Annotated in this window: 21 protein-coding genes; 1 reads left to right on the forward strand and 20 read right to left on the reverse strand. The window is 34.7% G+C overall.

Annotation, left to right across the window (positions count from 1 at the left end):
• Positions 1-27: 27 nt before the first annotated feature.
• The 5 genes from ACGH46_RS07315 to moaC form a co-directional block, all read right to left on the reverse strand.
• Positions 28-1,860 carry a sulfatase-like hydrolase/transferase gene (locus tag ACGH46_RS07315; protein ID WP_411605034.1) on the reverse strand — a complete coding sequence of 611 codons (1,833 nt, stop codon included), beginning with the start codon at positions 1,858-1,860 and terminating at the stop codon, positions 28-30.
• A 162-nt stretch (positions 1,861-2,022) separates the two neighbouring features.
• Positions 2,023-2,721 carry a Bax inhibitor-1/YccA family protein gene (locus ACGH46_RS07320; RefSeq protein WP_411589948.1) on the reverse strand — a complete coding sequence of 233 codons (699 nt, stop codon included), beginning with the start codon at positions 2,719-2,721 and terminating at the stop codon, positions 2,023-2,025.
• Positions 2,722-2,780: 59 nt separating this feature from the next.
• Positions 2,781-3,224 (reverse strand): molybdopterin synthase catalytic subunit MoaE, encoded by a 444-nt coding sequence (gene moaE, locus ACGH46_RS07325; RefSeq protein WP_411605037.1) that lies wholly within the window; start codon positions 3,222-3,224, stop codon positions 2,781-2,783.
• A 1-nt stretch (position 3,225) separates the two neighbouring features.
• On the reverse strand, positions 3,226-3,471 hold the full coding sequence (gene moaD, locus ACGH46_RS07330) for a molybdopterin synthase sulfur carrier subunit (RefSeq protein ID WP_411599079.1): 246 nt from the start codon (positions 3,469-3,471) through the stop codon (positions 3,226-3,228).
• Between the two features lie 12 nt (positions 3,472-3,483).
• Positions 3,484-3,966 carry a cyclic pyranopterin monophosphate synthase MoaC gene (moaC, locus tag ACGH46_RS07335; RefSeq protein WP_267361344.1) on the reverse strand — a complete coding sequence of 161 codons (483 nt, stop codon included), beginning with the start codon at positions 3,964-3,966 and terminating at the stop codon, positions 3,484-3,486.
• A 169-nt stretch (positions 3,967-4,135) separates the two neighbouring features.
• On the opposite strand from moaC, the gene priA reads away from it, so the two are divergent.
• Entirely contained in the window at positions 4,136-6,304 is a 2,169-nt protein-coding gene (gene priA, locus ACGH46_RS07340; RefSeq protein ID WP_411605040.1) for a primosomal protein N', read from the forward strand.
• 42 nt (positions 6,305-6,346) lie between these two features.
• Here priA and ACGH46_RS07345 read toward each other — a convergent pair whose 3' ends face one another.
• From ACGH46_RS07345 to ACGH46_RS07415, 15 genes are all read right to left on the reverse strand, one after another.
• On the reverse strand, positions 6,347-6,652 hold the full coding sequence (locus tag ACGH46_RS07345) for a ComEA family DNA-binding protein (protein ID WP_267352397.1): 306 nt from the start codon (positions 6,650-6,652) through the stop codon (positions 6,347-6,349).
• A gap of 152 nt (positions 6,653-6,804) precedes the next feature.
• Complete coding sequence (locus ACGH46_RS07350) at positions 6,805-8,649, reverse strand: SurA N-terminal domain-containing protein (RefSeq protein ID WP_411605042.1); 1,845 nt, start codon at positions 8,647-8,649, stop codon at positions 6,805-6,807.
• 128 nt (positions 8,650-8,777) lie between these two features.
• Positions 8,778-11,213 carry an endopeptidase La gene (gene lon, locus ACGH46_RS07355; protein WP_267352399.1) on the reverse strand — a complete coding sequence of 812 codons (2,436 nt, stop codon included), beginning with the start codon at positions 11,211-11,213 and terminating at the stop codon, positions 8,778-8,780.
• 196 nt (positions 11,214-11,409) lie between these two features.
• The gene (clpX, locus tag ACGH46_RS07360) at positions 11,410-12,675 is read right to left on the reverse strand and encodes an ATP-dependent protease ATP-binding subunit ClpX (protein WP_267361334.1); all 1,266 of its coding nucleotides are present in this window, start codon (positions 12,673-12,675) and stop codon (positions 11,410-11,412) included.
• Positions 12,676-12,699: 24 nt separating this feature from the next.
• The gene (gene clpP, locus ACGH46_RS07365) at positions 12,700-13,302 is read right to left on the reverse strand and encodes an ATP-dependent Clp endopeptidase proteolytic subunit ClpP (RefSeq protein WP_065558960.1); all 603 of its coding nucleotides are present in this window, start codon (positions 13,300-13,302) and stop codon (positions 12,700-12,702) included.
• A gap of 88 nt (positions 13,303-13,390) precedes the next feature.
• The gene (gene tig, locus ACGH46_RS07370; RefSeq protein WP_267352401.1) at positions 13,391-14,692 is read right to left on the reverse strand and encodes a trigger factor; all 1,302 of its coding nucleotides are present in this window, start codon (positions 14,690-14,692) and stop codon (positions 13,391-13,393) included.
• A 109-nt stretch (positions 14,693-14,801) separates the two neighbouring features.
• On the reverse strand, positions 14,802-15,830 hold the full coding sequence (gene lpxD / locus ACGH46_RS07375) for a UDP-3-O-(3-hydroxymyristoyl)glucosamine N-acyltransferase (RefSeq protein ID WP_267352402.1): 1,029 nt from the start codon (positions 15,828-15,830) through the stop codon (positions 14,802-14,804).
• Positions 15,830-16,318: an OmpH family outer membrane protein gene (locus ACGH46_RS07380; RefSeq protein ID WP_267352403.1), complete on the reverse strand. Its 489-nt coding sequence runs from the start codon at positions 16,316-16,318 to the stop codon at positions 15,830-15,832. The genes lpxD and ACGH46_RS07380 overlap by 1 nt, the downstream gene beginning before the upstream one ends.
• A 41-nt stretch (positions 16,319-16,359) precedes the next feature.
• Entirely contained in the window at positions 16,360-18,783 is a 2,424-nt protein-coding gene (gene bamA / locus ACGH46_RS07385) for an outer membrane protein assembly factor BamA (RefSeq protein WP_267361331.1), read from the reverse strand.
• A gap of 25 nt (positions 18,784-18,808) precedes the next feature.
• Complete coding sequence (gene rseP / locus ACGH46_RS07390) at positions 18,809-20,128, reverse strand: RIP metalloprotease RseP (protein WP_411605044.1); 1,320 nt, start codon at positions 20,126-20,128, stop codon at positions 18,809-18,811.
• A gap of 15 nt (positions 20,129-20,143) precedes the next feature.
• Positions 20,144-20,986 carry a phosphatidate cytidylyltransferase gene (locus tag ACGH46_RS07395; protein ID WP_411605047.1) on the reverse strand — a complete coding sequence of 281 codons (843 nt, stop codon included), beginning with the start codon at positions 20,984-20,986 and terminating at the stop codon, positions 20,144-20,146.
• A complete protein-coding gene (locus ACGH46_RS07400; RefSeq protein ID WP_267352407.1) occupies positions 20,980-21,711 on the reverse strand; it encodes an isoprenyl transferase in 732 nt (243 codons plus the stop codon). Before ACGH46_RS07400 ends, ACGH46_RS07395 begins: the two co-directional genes overlap by 7 nt.
• A gap of 56 nt (positions 21,712-21,767) precedes the next feature.
• Positions 21,768-22,400 carry a cAMP-activated global transcriptional regulator CRP gene (crp, locus tag ACGH46_RS07405; RefSeq protein ID WP_267352408.1) on the reverse strand — a complete coding sequence of 211 codons (633 nt, stop codon included), beginning with the start codon at positions 22,398-22,400 and terminating at the stop codon, positions 21,768-21,770.
• A 357-nt stretch (positions 22,401-22,757) separates the two neighbouring features.
• Entirely contained in the window at positions 22,758-23,720 is a 963-nt protein-coding gene (dusC, locus tag ACGH46_RS07410) for a tRNA dihydrouridine(16) synthase DusC (RefSeq protein ID WP_411605050.1), read from the reverse strand.
• Between the two features lie 8 nt (positions 23,721-23,728).
• Positions 23,729-24,490 (reverse strand): molybdopterin-synthase adenylyltransferase MoeB, encoded by a 762-nt coding sequence (locus tag ACGH46_RS07415; RefSeq protein ID WP_411605053.1) that lies wholly within the window; start codon positions 24,488-24,490, stop codon positions 23,729-23,731.
• Positions 24,491-24,518: the final 28 nt, after the last annotated feature.

Here is a 24,518-nt window from a genome sequence, read left to right on the forward strand (position 1 = left end):
TGCCACCAAAATTTTGGTGGCATAATTTTATTTATTACCTTCCTGATAAAAGTATCGCATTTTATTCATCGCATCTTGAATGTATTGATAGTTTGGCGTTTGATCAACTTCATGATTTCGTGAATCCATATAATGGCTAATACCCATTCGATTAACAAAATAGATATTATCCAACGTTCGTACCGCATAAGAACTGTAATTTGACATTAACAACCAATTTCTATCTGTGATTGGACTAAATAAATCATACCCTGTTGAATAATCAGATACGTCATTTTGAACATGTAAATAATGTTTCATTAACGAAGGTACAACATCTTCATGACTTGTCAAACGTTGACTATTTTCCTGAAGAATTTTTAGATCTTTCGCTCCAATGATAATAAAAGGCACCTTAGTTTGTGCATCGGTATAATTCCCATTATGCCCCCAAAACCCTAGTCCATTATCATTGATTTCTTGAGAATGATCACCCGTAATAATTATTAACGTATTATTGAGTGTTCCCGATTTTTTTAGTTCATCATAAATATTTTGCATCAAATAATCATCATAATAGACACTCTGTTTATAACGATTAAGAATTGGCAGTGGGTTAGTATTATTATTCAAGGTGATATAATTTATATCGCCTACGGGTTTATACTTTACTTCAAAGTCATTCGGAAAATCATAACCATGAGGAGCATCATAAAATAAAAACGAAAAAGTCGGTTTAGAGGTATCCCGATTTTGATACCAAGCTAGCCAATCATTGGTCATCTGTTTATCACGATATGAAGGCGTACCATTTGGACTGCTAATTCTCAAATTTTTAATGGTTACAAATGCTGTGCGGTCAAATTCAGGAGACGAAACTTTAGCAGAGGTAAAAATACCAATATTATAATTTTGTTGCTGTAAAGTAGTAATAAAAAGTGAAGGAATACTATTACGCAAAAATGCATCCCAATAAGTACCAGGGATACCATAAAATAATCCAAAAATTCCAGTACGGGTTGCATTACCTGTTGAATAATGATTATCAAAAATGACACCATTATTTTGTTTAACAAATCGATAGGTATTGGGTGAATTATCTTCATTGAAAGTATCGTAACGCCATGAATCTAAGACGATAAACATAATATTCATTTTTTCTTTATTTTCAGGATCAATCACTAAACTATTTTTAGGATAATAGATATTTGCACTTGATTTGGTGTACTGATTAATCACTTTACGCTCCCCTGCTTTATCAAAAAAACCCATGATTTTTTTTGAAGTAAAGGGACGATAAAGAGGAAGATACTCTTTAACTACCATAATGGGTGAATAAGCATAATAGAAAGCCACCATATGGATTACATGACTAATTAACGCAGAACCCAATAACATGATTGTGGCTATAACAATCATTCGTGTCTTCTTTCGATGAGCTTTTGATTTAGTCATCTTTTTATCTAAAAAACACAGAATAAGTAATTCGATACAAAATACTAAAGTGGCAAGTGCTAACATTACAATATAAGTAATAGTTGAAAAGTCTACCACTTGTCCAGAAAAGACTAATGAAAGAACCGATTGATTAATATGAAAGCGATATTGTTGAAAAACAATAGTATCACAAAATAATACTATCTGCGCTAAACTAACCAACAAAGCAGCAATAGTATTAAAATAACATTTTTTTAACCAAATTAAAGAAACGAGAATCAAAAAAATCAGAAGATATAATGAAAAAAAATGCCCTAGCACGGCAAAAAATGAAAAAAAACCACTTTGCCATGAAAACGTGATTCCTGGTATCAAAAAGTATCTGATTGCAATTATGGATGAGATAAAGGTATTGATTAAAATAAATGTATATAATTTTTTCATAATAATTGATTACTTTTAAAAATATTCAGCCATATATCAATTAGATAATACAGTAAGATATAATTAAAATTCCATTTACAGAAAAGTTGATGCTTAAAAGTTGGATTACAACGAGAGCAATAAGGGCTCAAAAGAGCCCTTACTATATGAATAAATTTGAAACTATCGACGATCAGCAAAAATTCTTAACAACAAAATAAACAAGTTGATAAAATCAAGATAAAGCGTTAATGCTCCAAGAATAACATAACGTCTAAACATATTCGGGTCATCTTGTGATATGTTTTCGCCTAATTCTTTTAATTTTTGAGTGTCATACGCTGTTAACCCTGCAAAAACAAAAACACCAATATAGGTTACTGCCCACATTAATGGTTCACTTTGTAAAAATATATTTACGATCGAAGCGATAATAATACCAACTAATCCCATAAATAGGAAACGCCCAAAACCGGATAAATCACGTTTTGTCGTATACCCATAAAATGCAAGTGCACCAAACATACCCGCAGTGATAAAGAAGACGCTTGCTATTGAAGATGAGGTATAAACAAGGAAATAAATAGAAAAAGTACAACCATTTAAGACTGAATATAACATAAATAATGTTGTCGCCGCTGCACCTGATAATCGGTTAATTAAACCAGAGATAACAAATACTAATCCAAGCTCAGCAATCAATAGAACCCACATTATGTTATATAATACTCGCATAAGATGCACATTCGTTGATGCAAACCACGCAATCATTGCCGTTAAAAGCAAACCTACCGTCATCCAACCATAAACATGACTCATATATGTTTGCACACGGCTACCGGATTGTTCAATAATTGAACCATTAGGAGTATATCCTGCCATTCCTTACCTCTCATTAAAAATAAATTGACATAACATAGCTATTATATAGTAAATAGTAATTAATACCATTTTTTCAATGCATCAACATCAGATTTTTTTGCTTCAACCCAATTATTACCATCAATAGTATTTTCTTTTTTCCAAAACGGCGCTTCATTTTTTAATATATCCATAATAAACTCAGCTGCCGCAAATGCATCTGAGCGATGTGCACTACTCACCCCAACGAATACAATTTTTTCATTAGTTTTAATATCACCCACTCGATGAATGACAGCGATTCGACTCAATTGCCAACGTTGTCTAGCTTGTACAACAATATTGCTCACTACCTTTTCTGTCATTCCCGCATAATGCTCTAAATAAAGTCCAATGGTCTTTTTTTCTGTACAACGAACTTTACCAATAAATGTTACCACCGCACCATCTTGTGGTAATTCAGAAAGCCAGCTAATAATGTCATTAGTATTAATCGATTCATCGTCAATTTTAATTATCTCCATTTTATCCTCCCGTTACGGGCGGGAAAAATGCAATTTCATCGCCTGATTGAATAATATAGTTAACATCCACAAATGTTTGATTCACTGCACATAATACTGTTTTTTCTTTTAATGCCAATGCCCACTTATCACCGCGTTGACTAAGTTGTCCAATAAGTTCAGAAATAGACCAGTGTTCGGCATTCAATTTAATATTATCTATTCCAACTAACTCTCTGGTTTGAGCAAAAAAAATAATTTTATTCATGATGTTCTTTTTCTATGTTTGTGCAACAAAATCACCAGATTTTCCACCGGTTTTTGATAGCAACCTTACTTGTGTTATTACCATATCTTTTTGAACTGCTTTACACATATCATAAATGGTTAATGCGGCAACCGAGGCAGCAACCAGCGCTTCCATTTCAACGCCGGTTTGCCCATTTAATCGGCAAAAAGATTCAATTCTTATACAACTTCTATCAATATCTGCTTGAATATTGATTTCAATTTTAGTTAATAATAATGGATGACATAAAGGAATCAGTTCCCAAGTTTTTTTTGCTGCTTGAATTCCAGCAATTCGTGCTGTTGCAAACACATCCCCTTTTTGATGCTTTTCTTCTAGAATCATATTTAATGTTTTTTCACTCATTAAAATTATTGACTCTGCTTTCGCTTCTCGCGTTGTTATTTTTTTTTCTGAGACATCAACCATGTGCGCATCACCACGCTGATTAATATGTGAAAATAACTCTGACATCTTTTATCCCTTTCATAGTCATCAAAAATCCGATAAGATCAAGATAGCAAATTTTACAACTTGAAACCACTTTTCACATCTTAAAATTAGATTTCATGGTGTAGCTTTTGCGAGTTCATTTAATTTTACGTACAATACGAGTTTAATTTAACCATTGATGTGATTTTTCATGCTTATCGCTCATGTAGCTTTACCTGTACCATTACACCAACTTTATGATTATCAATTAACTATGCCTGCTCAAATTGGTATGCGGGTGAAGGTTCCTTTTGGTCATCGTGATGCAATAGGCATAATTGTTAATATCGATAAACATACCGATGTTGATATTAGTCATTTGAAATCCATAAAATCAATTGTTGATGAATCACCCATATTTAATGATTCAATATGGCAATTATTAAATTGGGCAGCAAGTTATTATCATTATCCAATAGGTGAGGTGTTATTTCATGCTTTACCCATTTTATTAAGACAAGGACGAGCAGCAAGTAAGGATGAAATTAAAAAATGGCAATTAACTGAGCTTGGTAAGCAGTTCAATATAGACTCAATGCCTCGTGCGACCAAACAAAAACAACTATTATTAGCATTAAAAAATGATACGCTACAAGAAACCGACTTTAATTCAGCTGTCTATCTTGCATTACAGAAAAAACAGTTAATAGAACAAGTCCGTTGTTTACCAGACAGTACTGAATGGCAAACTTGCTATTCAACAAATACAACTACAATTGAACTCAATGCACAACAATCAAATGCCATTCAAAGCGTCAATAAACAGATTGATAATTTTAATGTGTTTCTTTTAGAGGGAGTAACCGGTTCAGGCAAAACTGAAGTCTATTTAAATATTTTATCTCACGTGTTATCAATGGGAAAACAAGCATTGGTATTAGTACCTGAAATCAGTCTTACACCGCAAACCATTACCCGATTTAAACAACGTTTTAATGCACCGATTGACATTTTACACTCAGGATTAACGGTCAAAGAAAGACTGGGGGTATGGTTAAGAAGTCGTAATGGCGAAACAGCTATTGTCGTTGGAACACGCTCTTCACTTTTTACACCATTTAAAGAGTTAGGTATCATTATTATCGATGAAGAACATGATAGCTCTTATAAACAACAAGAAGGTTGGCGCTATCATGCTCGAGATTTGGCAATAATTCGAGCCAAAATTGAAAATGTTCCGATTTTGTTGGGTTCTGCAACACCTTCACTTGAAACGCTCAAAAATGCTATCTATCATAAATATCAGTTACTCCAGCTTACTGAAAGAGCGGGTAATGCAACGCTGGCTAAACAGTCTATTTTAGATATTCGAGGTTTAAACCTCGATGCAGGATTATCACAACCATTAATTGAGCAAATCCAGAAACACTTATTTGATAATAATCAAGTCATGCTCTTTTTAAACCGACGGGGTTTTTCACCATTACTGATCTGCCATGACTGTGGTTGGATTGCAGAATGTCCTCGTTGTGACAGACCCTATACTTATCATCACAAACAGCACAAATTGAGTTGTCACCATTGTGATACACCACGAGCTGTTCCTCAACAATGCCCTAAATGTGGATCGACTCACCTCGTGCCAATTGGATTTGGAACTGAACAGCTTGAAAAAAGACTCGAAGTTTTATTCCCCGATATTAAAATTAGTCGCATTGATCGCGATACAGTCAGTAAAAAAGGCGCATTGAATAATTATTTACATGATATTCAACAAGGCGGAGCTCATATCTTAGTTGGCACTCAAATTTTAGCGAAAGGCCATCATTTTCCAGATGTTACTTTAGTTGGAATTATCGATGTAGACGGAGCGCTATTTTCAAGTGATTTTAGAGCAACAGAACGATTTGCACAAATTTATACTCAAGTTTCTGGTCGGGCAGGTCGGGCAACTAAAGCTGGCGAAGTTATTTTGCAAACCTATCATCCAGATCACCCACTTCTTAATATTTTATTAAATGAGGGATATCAAAAATTTGCAAGCGTAACACTACACGAACGTCAATTAACACAGTTACCCCCTTTTAGCTATCAAGTATTGATCCGTGCAGCAGATCGTAATAATCGTTATGCTCCCATTTTTTTACAAAAAATTCATGACTGGTTAAAAGCAAACTGTGATTTAGGTTTATGGCAACTTGGCCCGATGCCTGCAAATCAAGCTAAAAAGGCAGACTACCATCGGTGGCAATTACTTTTACAACATACTAATCGCAAATTGTTACAAAAAATATTGGATAAACTTATTCTCAACATTGAAAATTGGGGAGAAAGTTCACGAGTACGTTGGAATATAGATGTCGATCCGGTAGATTATTAGGGTTAGGCATTTTCCACCAATATGAATTGGTGGAAAATAATATCACAACGCTATTTTCCCGATGTTTTTATCAAGAGTGGCTTGCCCGATACCAGAGACTTCTTTAAGTTGTTCAACCGATACAAATGGTCCAAATTTTTCACGATATTCAACAATTTTTTGAGCTTTACTTAATCCAATTCCTGTTAATATTTTTGTCAGTTCTTGCGCTGACGCAGTATTAATATTAACTTGAATGGTCTGCTTTTGTTCTTGCTTAACGGGTGATATTGGCGTTGGTTCCGCTAAACTGATTGATGAAAAGATAAAAGACGATAGTAAAATACCAAATAATGAAATTCGTTTCATATAATTAACCTCTAAAATAGTTACGCAATTAAATTTGCGTTAGCACTATCTCATTTAATTTAATGAAACGATTTAACTTGTTATAAAAATGAGAAAAGCCACACAAGTGGCTTTTAGTTTTAACAGTGTCTATATCAAATTTTCGATGTATATCACAAATTTGAGTTTGGCATAATTTCAATTTTTGCTCTAGAACGCATATCCGTAGCTAAAGAATTATAGGTATTTTGCAAATAATAACGCAGTAAATAAGATGAAACATCTTGCCACTCACCATCTTTAACTTGTGTTAATACCGTGATATAAGCATCATGTTTATTGATGTATTCAACCCCATATATACGTTTATCGGTTGCCGAAGGAACTAAATTAAACACCATATCAACCACTTTCCTATCAAGTTCATTAGAATCTCTTTTCAAGGTATAATTGGTAGAAAATTGTACTTGTTTTGATGTGCCTTTTTCATTTAACTCTTTCACAATATCATCTACTGTTGATTTAAAACGACTATCAACAATATCATCATAAAGTTTTTGATGTATTTCGTTTTTTACCTCTTCAAATGAAGCAATTCCTTCAGGTTTATAATCGACAACTTGAATGATAAAATCTGACATGTCTAAATCTCGTCCTACAGGTATTATTTCTGAAATTTTACCCGTCACTTTATCATCAGCAATCATGTCGCTACTAAATATGACATCTCGTACTTCTGGATAACGAGCAATTGAACTTGCATCATTATAATAAGTCCAATCTGTTTCTTTAACGTCTAAACCAGCCTCTTTAGCTATCGCATCGAAATCGTTAGAATGGTTAACTAGCGCTGACTTCATTTTATCTTCAGCATTTTCAAAATGTTGTTGAATTTTGTTTTCTTGAAGCTTGGTCTTAATTTGGTATTTTGCATAATCATAATCCATAGATTTAGCTTTTTGTAAATCATCTAGTTTGACAATGACATAACCACCTTCGACTTGTATTGGTTTAGAAACTTCACCAATATTATGTAAATTTGCCTCTTTAAAAGGTTGTGGTAAGTCATCATTATCAGCAAACCAACCTAGTGAACCATTTTTGCCATAAGGGGAAACATCTTCATTCTGATTAATATTCTTCAATACTGTTGAAAATTCGGTTCCCGATGATAGGTCTTTGACGATATCTTCAGCTTGATTATAGTCTTTTACAAAAATCACACTAAACGATTTTTTGGCAGGATAGGTATATTCCTTTAGGTTATCATTAAATTCTTTTTTAATGTCTTTATCATCAATACTGATAGTGTTTAGATAATCTTGCTTAGAATTTGTTATGTATTTAAATTTAACTCTTTCCTTTCTAAAAAAAGAATTTTTATGCTCATCATAGTATTTTTGCTCATCTTCAGTCGTAATATTGACATCATCCATTTTGACAATAGAAGAACTGATTGGCGCGGCATAAATAGTTCTTGTTTGATCAAGTAATTGTGACAAATCAGAATCATTTGGTACAACAAAATCACTATAGATTAATGAACTGATAAGCTGTTGTCGCTGTGCAGCTGCTCTAATAGACTCCGCATAAGCCTCTGGTGTAAAGTTATTTGCCGCAAGAAGATTTAAATATTTTTGATTACTAAACTTTCCGTTTTCAAAAAATTCCTTTTGCTTGCTAATCATTTCTTTTAAACGATCGTCACTAATATTAAGGTTGAGCTCTTTAGATAATTGGTAAGCGAGATAGTTATTAATTTGATCAGCAAGAACATCTCGACGAATTTGTTTAATAAAAGTGCTATCACCCATCGCTCTTGATGATTCTGCACTAGCCTGAGCCTCAAATTGCGCTCGACTAATCCCTTCACCATCCACTTTCGCTATATATATTTGTTCATCACGTGCACTATTACCGCCACTGAACACGCCGGTAAAAATAAAACTTATAATAATTATAGCGAATATAATTTTAACAGCTACATGGTTTGCAGCTGCTCGGATTGTTTCCATCATTTCTAAAGATTCTCCATAAAACCAATAATTAATTTGGCAAGTATAGCATATTTACTAAAATAGGCTATTGTCAGAATGTTAAGCAAAAAAAAGATCAACATGCGTTGATCTTTTTGAAATTTAGATAATTAATTTAATCGAGCTGGCACTTCAACATTCCCTTTTACTTTTTTAATCGCCTTTTTAGTCGGTTGTTTTAAAGTAACTTTATTGGTAACAGGTTCCATTCCAAATGGGTTATTTTGAAGTGCTACGGTTATAACATCATCAATCCATTTTACAGGTATAATTTCAACTTCAGATTTAACATTGTCTGGGATGTCTTCCAGATCTTTGACATTATCCATTGGAATTAACACAGTTTTAATGCCACCACGATGTGCTGCAAGAAGCTTTTCTTTCAAACCACCAATTGGTAACACTTCTCCACGCAATGTGATCTCGCCTGTCATTGCAACATCAGAACGAACAGGATTACCCGTTAATGTTGATATTAATGAAGTACACATAGCAATGCCTGCACTTGGACCATCTTTTGGTGTCGCACCATCTGGCACGTGCACATGAATATCACGTTTTTCATAAAAATCACTATTGATACCCAATTTCTCCGCTCGAGAACGAACAACTGTTAATGCAGTTTGAATGGACTCTTGCATAACATCACCTAATGATCCAGTATAGGTAAGTTTTCCTTTACCTGGAACACTGACAGATTCAATAGTTAACAAATCACCACCGACCTCTGTCCAGGCAAGTCCAATAACTTGTCCTATTCGGTTTTCATTATCCGTTTTTCCATAATCGAAACGTTGCACGCCTAAGAACTCTGCTAAATTAGCTTGAGTGACTTTCACTTTTTTCAATTTACTATCTAGCGCTAATTGTTTAACAACTTTGCGACAAATTTTGGCTATTTCACGCTCTAAACTTCGCACACCTGCTTCACGAGTATAATAACGAATAATACCGATAATGGCAGAATCTTCAATGTCAATTTCTTTTGATTTTAAGCCATTATTTTCAATCTGTTTAGCAATTAGATGTTGTTTAGCAATATTCAATTTTTCGTCTTCTGTGTAACCAGAAAGTCGAATCACTTCCATTCTATCAAGTAATGGAGCAGGAATATTCATTGAATTTGCCGTTGCAACAAACATCACATCGGATAAATCATAGTCAACTTCCAAATAGTGATCACTAAATGCATTATTTTGCTCTGGATCAAGAACTTCTAATAAGGCAGAAGCAGGATCACCACGCATATCAGATGCCATTTTATCAATCTCATCTAATAAGAATAATGGATTTTTCACCCCAACTTTAACCATACGTTGAATTAATTTACCCGGCATAGAACCGATATAAGTACGTCGATGTCCACGTATTTCTGCTTCATCACGTACACCACCTAAAGCCATTCGGACATACTCTCGCCCTGTTGCTTTAGCTATTGACTGACCAAGCGAAGTTTTACCAACACCTGGTGGCCCAACTAAACATAAAATAGGGCCTTTTACTTTATTGACTCGTCCTTGCACAGCTAAATACTCTAAAATTCGGTCTTTGACTCTCTCAAGTCCATAATGATCCTTATCTAGAATCTTTTGAGCAGCTTCAATATCTTTTTTCACTTTACTTCGTTTATGCCAAGGAACTTGTAACATCCAATCAATATAACCACGTACCACGGTCGCTTCCGCTGACATTGCTGGCATCATCTTAAGTTTATTAAGTTCAGCCATAGCTTTTTCTGTGGCTTCTTTTGGCATTTTTGCTTTAGTGATTTTGGTTTTTAACTCTTCAAACTCATCAGGTTTATTATCAATATCACCCAATTCTTTATGAATAGCTTTGATTTGTTCATTTAAGTAATATTCTTTTTGCGCTTTTTCCATTTGTTGTTTTACACGCTGACGAATATTTTTTTCAACTTGCAACAAATCGATTTCAGCTTCCATCATTGCAATAAGCAATTCGAAACGTTTTTCTAAATCAGCTGTGACTAGAATTTGTTGTTTCTGATCCACTTTCAAAAATAGCGTTGCCGCAATAGAATCTGATAATTGTGAAGGTTCTTTTATTAAACGAATTGAATCAACCACTTCTTGTGTGATTTTTTTGTTGAGTTTTGAATATTCTTCAAAATTAGATAATACAACGCGGACAAGCGCTTCATTGAGATCTTGAGCACGTTTTTTCTCACTAAGTGGTTTAATATTAGCAATTAAAAAGTCATCATCATTTTGATCGACAATATCAACTATTTTAGCTCGCTCTACGCCTTCGACTAAAACTTTCACTGTGCCATCTGGCAATTGGAGTAATTGTAGAATATTCGCTATCGTGCCAATTTCATATAAATCTTCAATATCTGGATCATCTTGCGATGGATTTTTTTGGGTAACAAGAAAAACTTGCTTATCCATTTCCATTGCACTTTCAAGGCAACGTATAGATTTATTTCGTCCTACAAAGAGAGGGATCACCATGTGTGGGAACACAACAACATCACGTAATGGTAAAATAGGCATAATCATTGATTTAGTTTGTTTTGTTTTCATATTGTTCTCTCTGGTAATACAAACTTATTAGGTAGATATTGGGATTGTTTTGAGATATTCAAGCCTATTTTATTATTGTTTAAAACATATTATTCCTTAAAAGCCTTGACGAATTCAATCACACATAATGTTTAGTTTTACTTATACAATTTTTTCATCGGTATACTGCCACTTTCATGGCAGTTTATTTCTATCATTAAGCTAAAAGTTTCGTGTTATCTCGATACACTAGCTTAGGTGGTTGAGATTTTTCAACCGTGTCTTGTTCAACAATCACTTGTTTAATATTTTTTTCTGATGGTAAATCATACATCGTATCTAATAAAATATTTTCAACAATCGAGCGTAAACCACGCGCCCCTGTTTTACGTTGCATCGCTTTGACGGCTATGGCGTCTAATGCTTCTTTAGAAAACTCAAGATCTACACCATCTAAATCAAACAATGCTTGATATTGTTTAGTTAATGCATTTTTAGGTTCAGTCAATATACTGATTAGCGCATCTTTATCCAGTTCAGATAGTGTACCAATCACAGGTAACCGTCCAATAAATTCTGGAATTAAGCCAAATTTCACTAAATCTTCAGCTTCGATTTGGGCTAACAGTTCAGATTCAGAAGCTTTTTGCTTGGTACTTTTAACATCAGCGCCAAAACCGATTCCTGTATTAGTTGAAACACGATTTTCAATGACTTTATCCAAGCCACTAAATGCGCCACCACAAATAAATAGGATTTTTGATGTATCAACTTGTAAAAATTCTTGTTGAGGATGTTTACGTCCCCCTTTAGGTGGAACGGATGCAACCGTACCTTCAATAATTTTTAACAATGCTTGTTGAACTCCTTCGCCCGACACATCCCGTGTGATTGATGGATTATCTGATTTTCGTGAAATTTTATCAATTTCATCTACATAAATAATACCACGTTGCGCTTTTTCAACGTCGTAATCGCAATTTTGTAGTAATTTTTGAATAATATTCTCAACATCTTCGCCCACATAACCCGCTTCCGTTAGCGTTGTGGCATCGGTCATTGCAAAAGGAACATCCAGATATCGAGCCAATGTTTCAGCTAATAATGTCTTTCCACTACCTGTTGGTCCAATTAATAAAATATTACTTTTACCTAATTCAACATCTCTCGGATTAGAATAGTTGCGTAACCGTTTATAATGATTGTAAACCGCTACAGATAATACTTTTTTGGCGCGATCTTGACCAATAACGTACTCATCAAGATGTGCACGAATTTCATGAGGGGTTGGTAAAGGTTTACTGATAAACTCTTCATGGGAAAGAAAGTTTTTAGTTTCCTCTTTCAAGATATCATTACACAAACCAATACATTCGTTGCAAATATAAATAGATGATGGCCCTGCAATGAGTTTACGAACTTCATGCTGACTCTTACCACAAAAAGTACAATAAAGTAATTTTTCGGAATTTGTTTTATTCACTTTAACCACCTACCTAGTCTGTTATTAAGATCGTTTACTGTATATGGCATCCACTAAACCATATTCAACCGCTTTTTCAGCAGACATAAAGTTATCACGATCTGTATCTCTTTCAATCACGCTAATATCTTGACCTGTATGCATCGCCATAATTTTATTTAATCGACTTTTAACCTGTAAAATTTCTTGAGCATGAATTTGTATATCAGAAGCTTGACCTTGAAAACCGCCTAATGGTTGATGGATCATCACTCGAGCATTAGGCAAGCAGTAACGTTTTCCTTTTGTACCGGCAGTTAGAAGTAAAGACCCCATTGAACAAGCTTGGCCTAAACAAATAGTGCTAACATCAGGTTTGATAAATTGCATCGTATCATAGATTGCCATTCCTGCTGTTACTACACCACCAGGTGAATTGATATAGAGATGAATATCTTTTTCAGGATTTTCGGCTTCTAAAAATAGCATTTGAGCAATAATTAAATTAGCCATGTTATCTTCAACTTGACCTGTTAAAAATATAATCCGCTCTTTCAATAAACGTGAATATATATCATAAGCCCTCTCTCCACGAGAACTTTGCTCAACCACCATTGGTATAACACTCATAAATGGTTCTAACGGCATTTTTATCTCCTAATTAAACAAAATAGCCCAAACAGATAATCCTTATTTGGGCTTTAAAGTAATTTTTTAAACTGAATAAAACTGCTAATTAAGCCATTTGCTGATTCATTAATTCAGAAAATGAAGAATTTTTATCAGTTACTTTTGCACTAGCTAATAACAGATCAACAACTTGATCTTCTAGCGCTACAGAACGGATATTGTCCATCGCTTTTTTATCTTTGCGGTAATATTCTATCACTTCTTTAGGATCTTCATAAGCCGTTGCTATTTCATCAATCAATGTTTGCACACGAGCCTCATCAGCTTTGAGTTTATTACTTTCAATGATTTCACTGAATAATAATCCAATACTGACACGTCGTTTTGCTTCAGCTTCAAATAACTCTTTTGGTAGTTCCATTGGTTGTTTCATGTTGCCACCAAAACGTGATAAAGCCTGTTGACGTAATACATCAACTTCACGATCGATTAACGCAGTTGGAACGTCAATTTCATTATTTTTAACCAATCCGTCGATAACTTGTGATTTGATTTTGTTACGAATTGTCGCATTAAGTTCACGTGTCATATTTTTACGAACTTCAGCGCGTAAACTTTCGATTGTTCCATCAGCAATACCAAAACGTTTAATAACATCTTCAGTCAGCTCAGGAAGTTCAAGCTCTTCAACTTTTGTCAATGTTGCAGCAAATACAGCTGGTTTACCTTTCAAGTTTTCAGCGTGATAATCTTCCGGGAAGGTTACATTAATATCAAACGAATCACCTGCTTTATGCCCAATAATCGCATCTTCAAAACCGGGGATCATTCGACCTTGCCCTAAAACTAATGCAAAATCATTAGCTTTTCCACCTTCAAACTCTTCTCCATCTACTTTACCCACAAAATCTAAAGTCACTCGATTTTGTTCGCCTGCAGCTTGTTCTGTTACTTTCCAAGTACCTTGTTGTTTACGTAGTGTTTCAATCATAGTTTCAACATCTGCATCGACAACTTCTGCAACAGGTTTTTCAACTTCAATTTTATCTAAATCTTTAACTTTAACGTCAGGATACACTTCGAATTCAACGTTAAATGTGTAATCTTCTCCATTTTTATATTCTTTAGGAGTATAAGTTGGAGCACCAGCTGGATTTAATTTTTCTTGAATAATCGCATCAATAAAACTTTTTTGCATTAAATCACTTAATGCTTCTTGTAAAATTGAAGCACCGTAACGCTGTTCAACAAGTTTTAAAGGCACTTTTCCTTTACGGAAACCATCAATACGAACTTTTTTAGCCGTATTAACTAATTCTTTATCAATAGCTTTTTTAATATTTTCAGCTTTAATAGTAATTGACAAACGTCGACCTAAACCTTGTGTTGTTTCTACCGAAACTTGCATCTTTATACCTCGGAATTATTGAATATATTCAGCCCATAAATAAATCATCAATGATATTTGGGCTTAAAAAAATTATAAAATAGGTTGGCATTATACCGACCGAAACTGGCTACGTCGAGCTATTTAATAGTTTCTTCTCAAGTGATTTCAAGCGTTTATTCATTTCATCAATATGTAAAACTAATGAAGCGGTTTTTCGCCATATTTTATTCTCTTGCAATGGAATACCTGATGAATAAACGCCTGGCTTAGTGATCGGGCGCATAACCATGCCCATTCCAGTCACAGTGACTTGATCACAAATTTCCATATGTCCATTGATTACACTTGCGCCACCAATTAAACAATGACGTCCTATAGTCAGACTTCCTGCCATTATTACACCACCAGCAACGGCAGTATGGTCACCTATAATATCATTATGGGCAATTTGGCATTGATTATCAATAATCACCCCATTACCAATCACGGTATCATCAAGTGCACCACGATCTATCGTAGTTGATGCCCCAATTTCGACATTATCACCGATAATAACACGTCCAAGTTGAGGGATTTTAATCCATTTACCTTTGTCGTTCGCATAACCAAATCCATCAGAGCCAATAACGGTTCCAGATTGAATCAGGCAATTTTTACCAATAACGCAATTATGATAAACAGTTACATTAGCCCACAATTTAGTGTCGGCACCAATAGTCGTATTTTTTCCTACAAAACAACCCGCTCCGATAATGCAGCCATCCCCTAAATGTACACCGCTTTCGATAACGGCATTAGCACCGACCGAAACATTAGCGCCTAATTGAGCGGTAGGGTCGATCACAGCAGAAGGCGCGATATCTTTGGCAGGATCGGGGGTTGTATCAAGATATTGTGCTAATTTTGCATAGGCAAGATAAGGATTTTTAACAATCAATGCAGCACCGTGCCAATACTTAAGGCTATCTTCAGTCATCACAATAGCAGAAGCTTTACATTCTGCTAATTTGCTTTGCAATTTTTGATCCGCCAAAAAAGTGATTTGCCCAGATACAGCGCTTTTCATTGAAGCTATACCGGTAATGAGTATATCTGCATTACCGTGTAATTGTGCGTCAAGATAGTTTGCTAGTTGCTCTAAACGACAAGCCAACATTATTTTTTGACCTTTTCCAATACTTTTTCAGTGATATCAACGGCATCAGAGGCAGAAAGTGCTGCTTCGGCTTTCAAAATAAGATCATATTTTTCAGTAGCAACAATCTCTTTAACTGCACTTTGAATTTGTTTCAATAATTTTTCTGCTTCTTCATTTTCACGTTTACGATATTTTATTGAAAAATCTTTTGCTTTACTTTCAAAATCAGCAATTGTTTTATTCAATTTGCTTTTTTCCGATGCAGATAGTGTTGGACCATCTTTTTTCAAACGAGCGCTTGCATTCTTCGCTTTTTCTTCTTGATCTTGTAACGATTTGATTTGTGATTCAAATTCCTTATCTAATGCTTTACCAACGGCTTCCCGTTGAGGCATTTGTTGTAATACAGACATCACATCTATAACACCAATTTTTATTTCTGCATTAGCTATACCTGTATAGAGAAGCGCTGCACTAAGACTAATAATAGATATAATTTTTTTCACTTTTTTCACCTATGTGTATTTCATTTAATTACAACATGGTTTTACCATGTTGAACCTATGTTAAACTGGAATTGTTGAGACGAATCGCCGTCATATTTCTTAAGCGGTATTGCGTAAGAAAATACTAATGGTCCAAGTGGTGACATCCACTGTACTGCAACACCTAGCGAAACTCGTATATTTGAAGGAGAACTGTAATCATGCAAATGATTACCTTTTAAGTTCCATTCGGTATCCCAAACCGTACCTGCATCAACAAAGAATGATGTTCGAATACTATCGGAATACTTTTCACTAATAAAAGGCGTTGGAACAATTAATTCAGCACTTGCAAATGCTAATGCATTACCACCTACCGCATCCTTAGACTCTACACATCCTGAAGTATTATTTAAATTACTACAGTTTGCTCTATTAAAATAGACTGCTTTAGGCCCAACAGTATTGGATTTAAATCCTCGAAGCACGGTCGAACCACCTGCATAAAAGTTTTCATAAAATGGTAGCTGTTTTCCACCAAAACCATTTCCATAACCTAATCGACCACGCGTTAAGAATACCCAATTATGATCGTTATCAAGAGGATAATAATAAGATGCATCTGCAACCACTTTATAGAAGCGGTTATCAAATATTGGAGCCGTAATTTTTGCGTTAGCCGATACTTTTAAACCTTCTGTCGGGAAATAACCACGATTTAATGAATTATATGTCCAATTCGCATTTAATAATAAATCATTAGTATCATAGGTCATGGAGTGTTTATTTTTAGTGTTTTCACCCATTGAATGGAAGTAACGCCACATACCATATTGTGGTTTCATATCGGATAATTTCCGATTAGCATACTCGCTACCAAAACGGATAAAATTATTTTCACTAATTGGGAAACCTAAATTAGCTGATGCACCCCACAACTTACTTGAATAAACAGATTCATCATCATCATCATCTGCTTTATAAGTATTGTAATAAATGCTTCCACCTAAGCTCACCCCATCAATAGTAAAGTAAGGGTTTACAACTGATATCGATGCAGTTTTATCGGTATTTGTCGTATTTACATCGAATGAAACACTATTACCCGTACCTAACCAGTTATCTTGCGAAATACCAGCATTAAAACTAATACCACTATCAGAACCAATACCGACACCAAGTTTGATGCTACCTGTGTTACGCTCCGCGACTTTGTAAGTAATATCAACTTGATCTTCGGCCCCCGGAACACGCTCAGTTTCAACATCTACTGATTCAAAAAATCCTAGACGACTTAAGCGATCTTTACCTAATTCTACAAGTCCATTACTCAGCCAAGAACCTTCCATTTGACGAAGTTCACGACGGATAACACCTTCACTTGTTATGGTATTACCTTCAATGTTGATATTACGAACATAATAACGCGGCCCTACATCAACAAACATAATTAATTTTACGGTATGCGTTGAATCATCCATTTCAGGTTGAATACTGACTTTTGGATAAGCATAACCAAAATTTGCAAGTAGCTGTTTTACATTATCTTCAATATCAGTAATTTTTTTACCATTATACAAATCACCTGTTGAAACACGCTCTTTTGCTATTTTAGTAATCGCATCCTTATGTCCGGCAAAATCCCCTTTGAAGTCAAAATCAGATAATTTATATTGTTCACCTTCATGAATATTGATAGTGACATAAATACCTTTCTTATCTGGCGTTAAACTGACTTGCGTGGATTCAATATTAAAACGTGCATAACCTCGATTTAAGTAGAAGCTTTGTAATTCATCTAAATCAGAAGCTAATTTTTGTTTTTGATATTTACGATCGCCAAGCATGTTCCACCACGGCACTTCATCACGCAGTGAAAAGCGTGAAATTAGCTCTTCGGACGAAAATGCCTTAGCCCCAACAATGTTGATTTGATCGATTAACGCTGATTTACCTTCCGCTACAACTAGCTTTAAATCAACGCGGTTACGAGATAATGGTGTGACAACAGCTTTAATTCGAGCATTATATTTACCGACGCTATAATAAAAATCTTCTAGCCCTTTTTCCATGGCAGAAAGCATGGTTCTATCAAGTGCGTCGCCTTCCCGAATACCTGAGCTATCTAAATTCTTTTTCAGCATATCATCTTTAATTGATTTATTACCTGAAAAAGTAATACTCGCAATGGTTGGACGCTCTTCAACATGAATGATTAGGCTATTACCATCTCTAGAAATAGTAATATTATCGAAGTTTCCACTCGAGTAAAGTGATTTAACAATATGCCCCAAATCAGACTCACTGACATAATCACCAACTTGGATTGGCATATCAAGCAATGCTGCCCCTTGAGTTACCCGTTGTAATCCTTCAAATTTGATTTCTTTTACTACAAAATCATCAACACAAAATGCATTGGAACTATATACTGCTGTTGTGCTAAACAGCAAAGATGCTATAAGTAATTTATTTATTTTTTTCATTGTAAATGTTTATAACCTCATTCCATCACAATCGTAAAACATCATTAAATAGTGCAATCCCCATTATTACCAGTAAAAAAGCAAATCCGAAACGATAAAAACGTTCTTTTGCTTTAATTGATAAGCTTTTACCTTTTATTTTTTCAAATAATAAAAAAATTAGGTGCCCACCATCTAGCATTGGTAATGGAACAAGATTGATTACCCCCAAACTTATACTAATAAATGCCAGAAAATATAAGTAAGGTGTGAAACCATAACTTGCTGTTTGCCCTGCGCTTTTTGCTATTGTTATTGGTCCTGATAAATGATTAAGTCCAATAACACCTGTTACTAACTGATAAAAAGAACGAATTGTTAACTGAGTAGTTAACACTGTTTGTTCTAATCCTTTGCCAAACCCTTCTAAACATCCATACTGCTTAATGACTGCTTCCGAGGTAAGATATAGCCCCGCAATACCTTCACCATTTGCCTGTATTGACGGCGTTAAATCAAGGTAAAGATTTTTATTTTCACGCTCAATTTTTAATCTTATTTGATTACCTTTCTTTATTATAGCTGAAAAATCATTCCAATCTACATAAGGGTGTTCATCATAACTTAGAATCTTATCACCAATTTGTAAACCCGCTTTTTCGGCAGCTGAATTTGGTATAATTTTACTCACAATTGGATAAATTTCCAATGTTTTAGGTACCAACCCAAAGGTCTTTATTGCTGATTCTTTTTCAATATCAAAATGCCAATGACGAATATCAACACGTTGACTAACTTCTTTTTGAAGATTATTACCAGCATTAATCAAATAGGTAATTGTCACATCATCTTGTCCTAAAATAGACATTAATGCAAAATTTACATCATTCCAACTTTCGATCTGTACATTATTAATCTTTTTTAACTCTGCCCCTGAAGGGATATTCACAGTAGCAACAGGTGTATTGGGTATTGTACTGCCTATTTTAACCGGATAGGTAACAACACCAAGCATAAAAATTATCCAATAAAGAATGAAAGCTAAAATAAAGTTAGCAAATGGACCTGCAAATATAATTGCTGCTCGTTGCCATATCTTTTTTTTATCAAAAACCAGTTTTTCTTCGTCGGTTGATAAGTTTTTCGCATTTCCGTCCAGCATTCTAACATAACCACCTAGTGGAATCATAGCAATGACAAATTCTGTTCCACCTGAAAACTTATGTGACCATATTTTTTTCCCAAATCCTATGGAAAAACACTCAACCCGAACGCCACATAGCCTTGCCACGAAAAAATGCCCAAATTCGTGTACTGTAACTAATATACTAATGGTAATGATAAATAACAACAGAGACCAAAGCAAAGTTAATTACCTTATTTAAAATAAATTGAAAGATAATGCTGCAAAAATCGGCACTGCAGCAGTCAAACTATCAATACGATCTAAAATACCGCCATGTCCAGGGATTAAATTTCCACTATCTTTGATGCCTGCTTCACGTTTGAACATGCTTTCAGTTAAATCACCTAATGCTGATGCAAAAATAGCGAATAAAGAACTCATAATAAAACTGGTCAAATTAATTGAAATAAATCCGGTAAAGTAGGCAATAAAACTAATAACAACGGCAACAATCACACCGCCAATAAATCCCTCTAAAGTTTTACCGGGTGAAACTTTTGGTGCTAATTTACGTTTCCCCATACTGCGCCCAACAAAATAAGCGCCAGTATCTGTTGCCCAGACTAAAATAAAGACATATAACAGACAATAAGCGCCGGTATAAGTATTCGCACTATAATTAATCATTCTAAGTTCGATCATCCCGATAAAAAAAGGAACGAGAGTAAAAAAAGCAAATATTAATTTAGCAGTGATAGAACCACACCAATATTTAGTCGTATTTGGATAGGTAAGAACTAAAAATAGTGCAACCAACCACCAACATAACGAAAGTAACAATAACCCTGAATATAACTTCAATTTTACCACAACCGGAATGGGTAATAGACAGAGTAAACTTAATAAAATAATAACGACTAAAGCAAATATAACTCTTTGCGGTTTTTGGGTTATTGCTAAAAACTGCGACCACTCAAACGCTGCAAGACCACAAATAAAAATCATAATATAAGTGAAGAGTGATAATGGCGCGAAAAAAAGCGTTAGTATAACAATAGGTATTAGAATAATAGCAGCTAAAATACGGTGAATTAACATGATTGCTCCTCCACTAGAATACCGCCAAAACGACGATCCCGGGTATTAAAATCACTGATTGCTTGATCAAATAAAGCCTGATCGAAATCTGGCCATAAGGTATCAGTAAAATAAAGTTCAGCATAAGCAATTTGCCATAATAAAAAATTACTTATTCTGTATTCACCACCAGTACGAATAACTAAATCAACATCTGGAAAATCACCCATTGACATTTCTAACCCTAAACGTTCCTCAGTAATATCATCTATCATCAACTCACCATGTTTTACTTGTATTGCTATATTGCGGGCTGATTGTAATATATCCCAGCGTCCGCCATAGTTAGCGGCAATATTTAACACCAGTCCCGAATTATTTTTAGTTAATGCCTCTGCATTAACTATCATAGTTTGAAGTTGCTCATTAAAACGCGAAATATCCCCAATGATATTCAAACGAATATTATTTTTATGTAAACTTTTTGTTTCTCGGTTTAATGCATAAATAAATAGCGAAAGTAAAGATGACACTTCATTGGATGAGCGTTTCCAATTTTCACTACTAAACGCATATAAAGTTAGTACTTTGATACCAATGGTAGCAGCATAACTCACAATTTTACGCACAGCTTTCAAACCGGCACGATGACCAAATGCTCGTAATTGATTTTGTTTTTTTGCCCAGCGACCATTTCCATCCATAATTATAGCCACATGACTTGGAATACATCTTTCTTGTGTCATGTAATATCTCGCGTTATATCAATCATGTTATGACTAAATTTCGTAATATTTTTCAATTATCGTGTACCATAAACGACAATCGTTTTACCGTGTGCAGAGATGAGATGCTGATCTTCAAGCATTTTTAAAATTCGCCCTACTGTTTCTCGTGAACAACCAACTATCTGACCTATTTCTTGACGAGTAATTTTGATTTGCATGCCATCCGGATGCGTCATCGCATCGGGCTGTTTTGCTAAATTTAACAAAGTTTGTGCAATACGACCGGCAACATCAAGAAAAGCTAAATTACTGACTTTTTCTGAAGTCACTTGTAAACGACTTGCCATTTGGCTTGCCAATCGCATCAAAATATCAGGATTAACTTGTACAAGTTGTTTAAATTTTTTGTACGATATTTCAGCCACTTCGCAACTTGTTTTCGCTTTAACCCAAGCACTTCGTTCTGTGCCTTCTTCAAAAAGTCCTAATTCGCCCAAAAACTGACCTTGATTTAAGTAAGACAAAATCATTTCATTGCCTTCATCATCCTTGATTAAAACAGCAACAGAACCTTTAACGATGTAATAGAGAGTTTCGGCTTTTTCTCCTTGGTGAATCAGGGTACTTTTAGCTGGATATTTATGAATATGGCAATGAGACAAAAACCATTCCAACGTTGTATCCGATTGTTGCTTACCGATAATCATTCAGTCCTCTCTATACTATTTTACAATTTACAACTTATACACTATAACAAAATTACATAATAAATTATATACTCACAATTAAGATAATCCGTTTTTTATTCTAGATAAATCGTTGTTATATCACTTATTATAGCTATAATATCAGGACTAAATATTTAAGTTTGATTTTTACACAATTTCTGGAAGATAACGATGAAAAATGAATTCGTGAATCTAATTTATATAACAATTAAATATTTATAAAGAATTCAATTAGGCAAAAAGTATATTGATTTAATTCTAATTATACTTTAACAAACGTGATGACCAAGTAGGTCATCGTAAGCAATATCAATGACCAATGGAACAACTTCACCGTCAAAAATGCTGTGATTGATCTGTGATTCGCTTTAAATGTTCTGAAATCTCTTTTTGGGTTTTTAGTGTCCTAATCTGACTAAGTAAGTCTGATGCAGGTGCATAGTATTGCCGAAAATAAGCAAGCCACTGTTTAATGCGAGCTGAGTGATATAACGGTTTTACATCTTCTATCGTTGTGGTTGCGTAACGCATTAATAGATTTAATACGTTTTGCCAGCTTAAAGGCGCTTCATTAAAACGTATTATATTCGCTAAATTTGGTATCGTTAATATTCCGCGTCCTAGCATAATATCGCTTGTTTGGCTTTGCCTTACACAATCTTGCGCATGTTGTATAGAAAAAATCTCGCCATTGGCTATGATCGGAATATAGACTCGTTGCTTTATATTTCCAATTGTTTGCCAATCAATTTTATCGGCTTGATAACCATCCGCTTTTGTTCGACCATGAATAACCAACTCATTTGCACCAGCAAGTGCAATGGCGTCAGCAATTTCATAACAATAAGATTTATCTGCCCAACCTAAACGAATCTTAACGGATAATATTTCGGATGTTCCTATTGCTTGTCTGACTTGCTTAACAATATTGAAGATTTGATCTGGATATTGCAATAGATATGCGCCACCATGACTACCAACGACGGTTTTAGCAGGACAGCCAAAATTAATATCTACCCCATGCGAGCCTAATTCAATTGCTTTAACGGCATTTTCTGCCATCCACTCGGGTGATTGTCCAAGAATCTGCACACGAACTGGAGTACCGGATGCCGTTATGCCGCCATGATGCAGCTCGGGACAAAGTCGATAAAAAGTTCGATTGGATAATTTATGATGGGTAATGCGCACAAACTCGGTCACACAATAATCCAATGCGTTTATTTCAGTCAAAATTTGACGGACATGATAATCAAGTACCCCTTCCATTGGCGCTAAAATAATACGATCGATGTTCATTGTGTTACCTATATTTTATGACTGTTTCCACAAACCTGACAATCTGGCTGTTTCGACAAAGATACGTGATTAAAATGCATACTTTTTGCATCAATCATCAGTACACGACCAACCAAAGGTTGACCATAATCAGTCAAAACTTTAATTGCCTCTAATGCCTGCATGGAACCAAACATACCTACTAAAGGCGCCATTACACCCGCTTCAACACATGTCAGTTGATCCTGCCCAAACAATCGACTTAAACAGTGATAACAAGGCTCATTTGCTTGATAAGTAAAAGTCGTTAATATGCCTTCCATTCGAATTGCAGCACCAGACACTAACGGTATTTTTACTTGGAAACAGCAGCGGTTAATCTGCTCTCTGGAGGATAAATTATCGGTACAATCAATGACAAGATTATGTTGTTTTATAAGAGAAGTTAACGAAACATCATCAAGTTTCTGATTAATAGTCTCGATTTCAATATCAGAATTCATTTTAATTAATGTTTGTTTCGCCACATCTACTTTCAGTTGGTTAATCGCTTGATTAGTATATAAAATTTGACGATTTAAATTGGATTCTGATACGGTATCAAAATCAACTAGCGTCAATTTACCTATACCTGCACGACTCAAATAAAGCGAAGCTGCGCACCCTAAACCGCCTAGCCCGATGATCAATACCGCACTATTTTTTAACATTTGCTGTTTATCGATATCAAAACCTAGTAAGGAAATTTGCCTGTCATAACGAAGTAATTCTTGATCGGTTAGTGCTAGCATAGGGAATCATCATCGTGATTAATCATAA

The organism is Gilliamella sp. CG22 (genome assembly GCF_046635725.1).
Lineage (GTDB): Bacteria > Pseudomonadota > Gammaproteobacteria > Enterobacterales > Orbaceae > Gilliamella > Gilliamella apicola_I.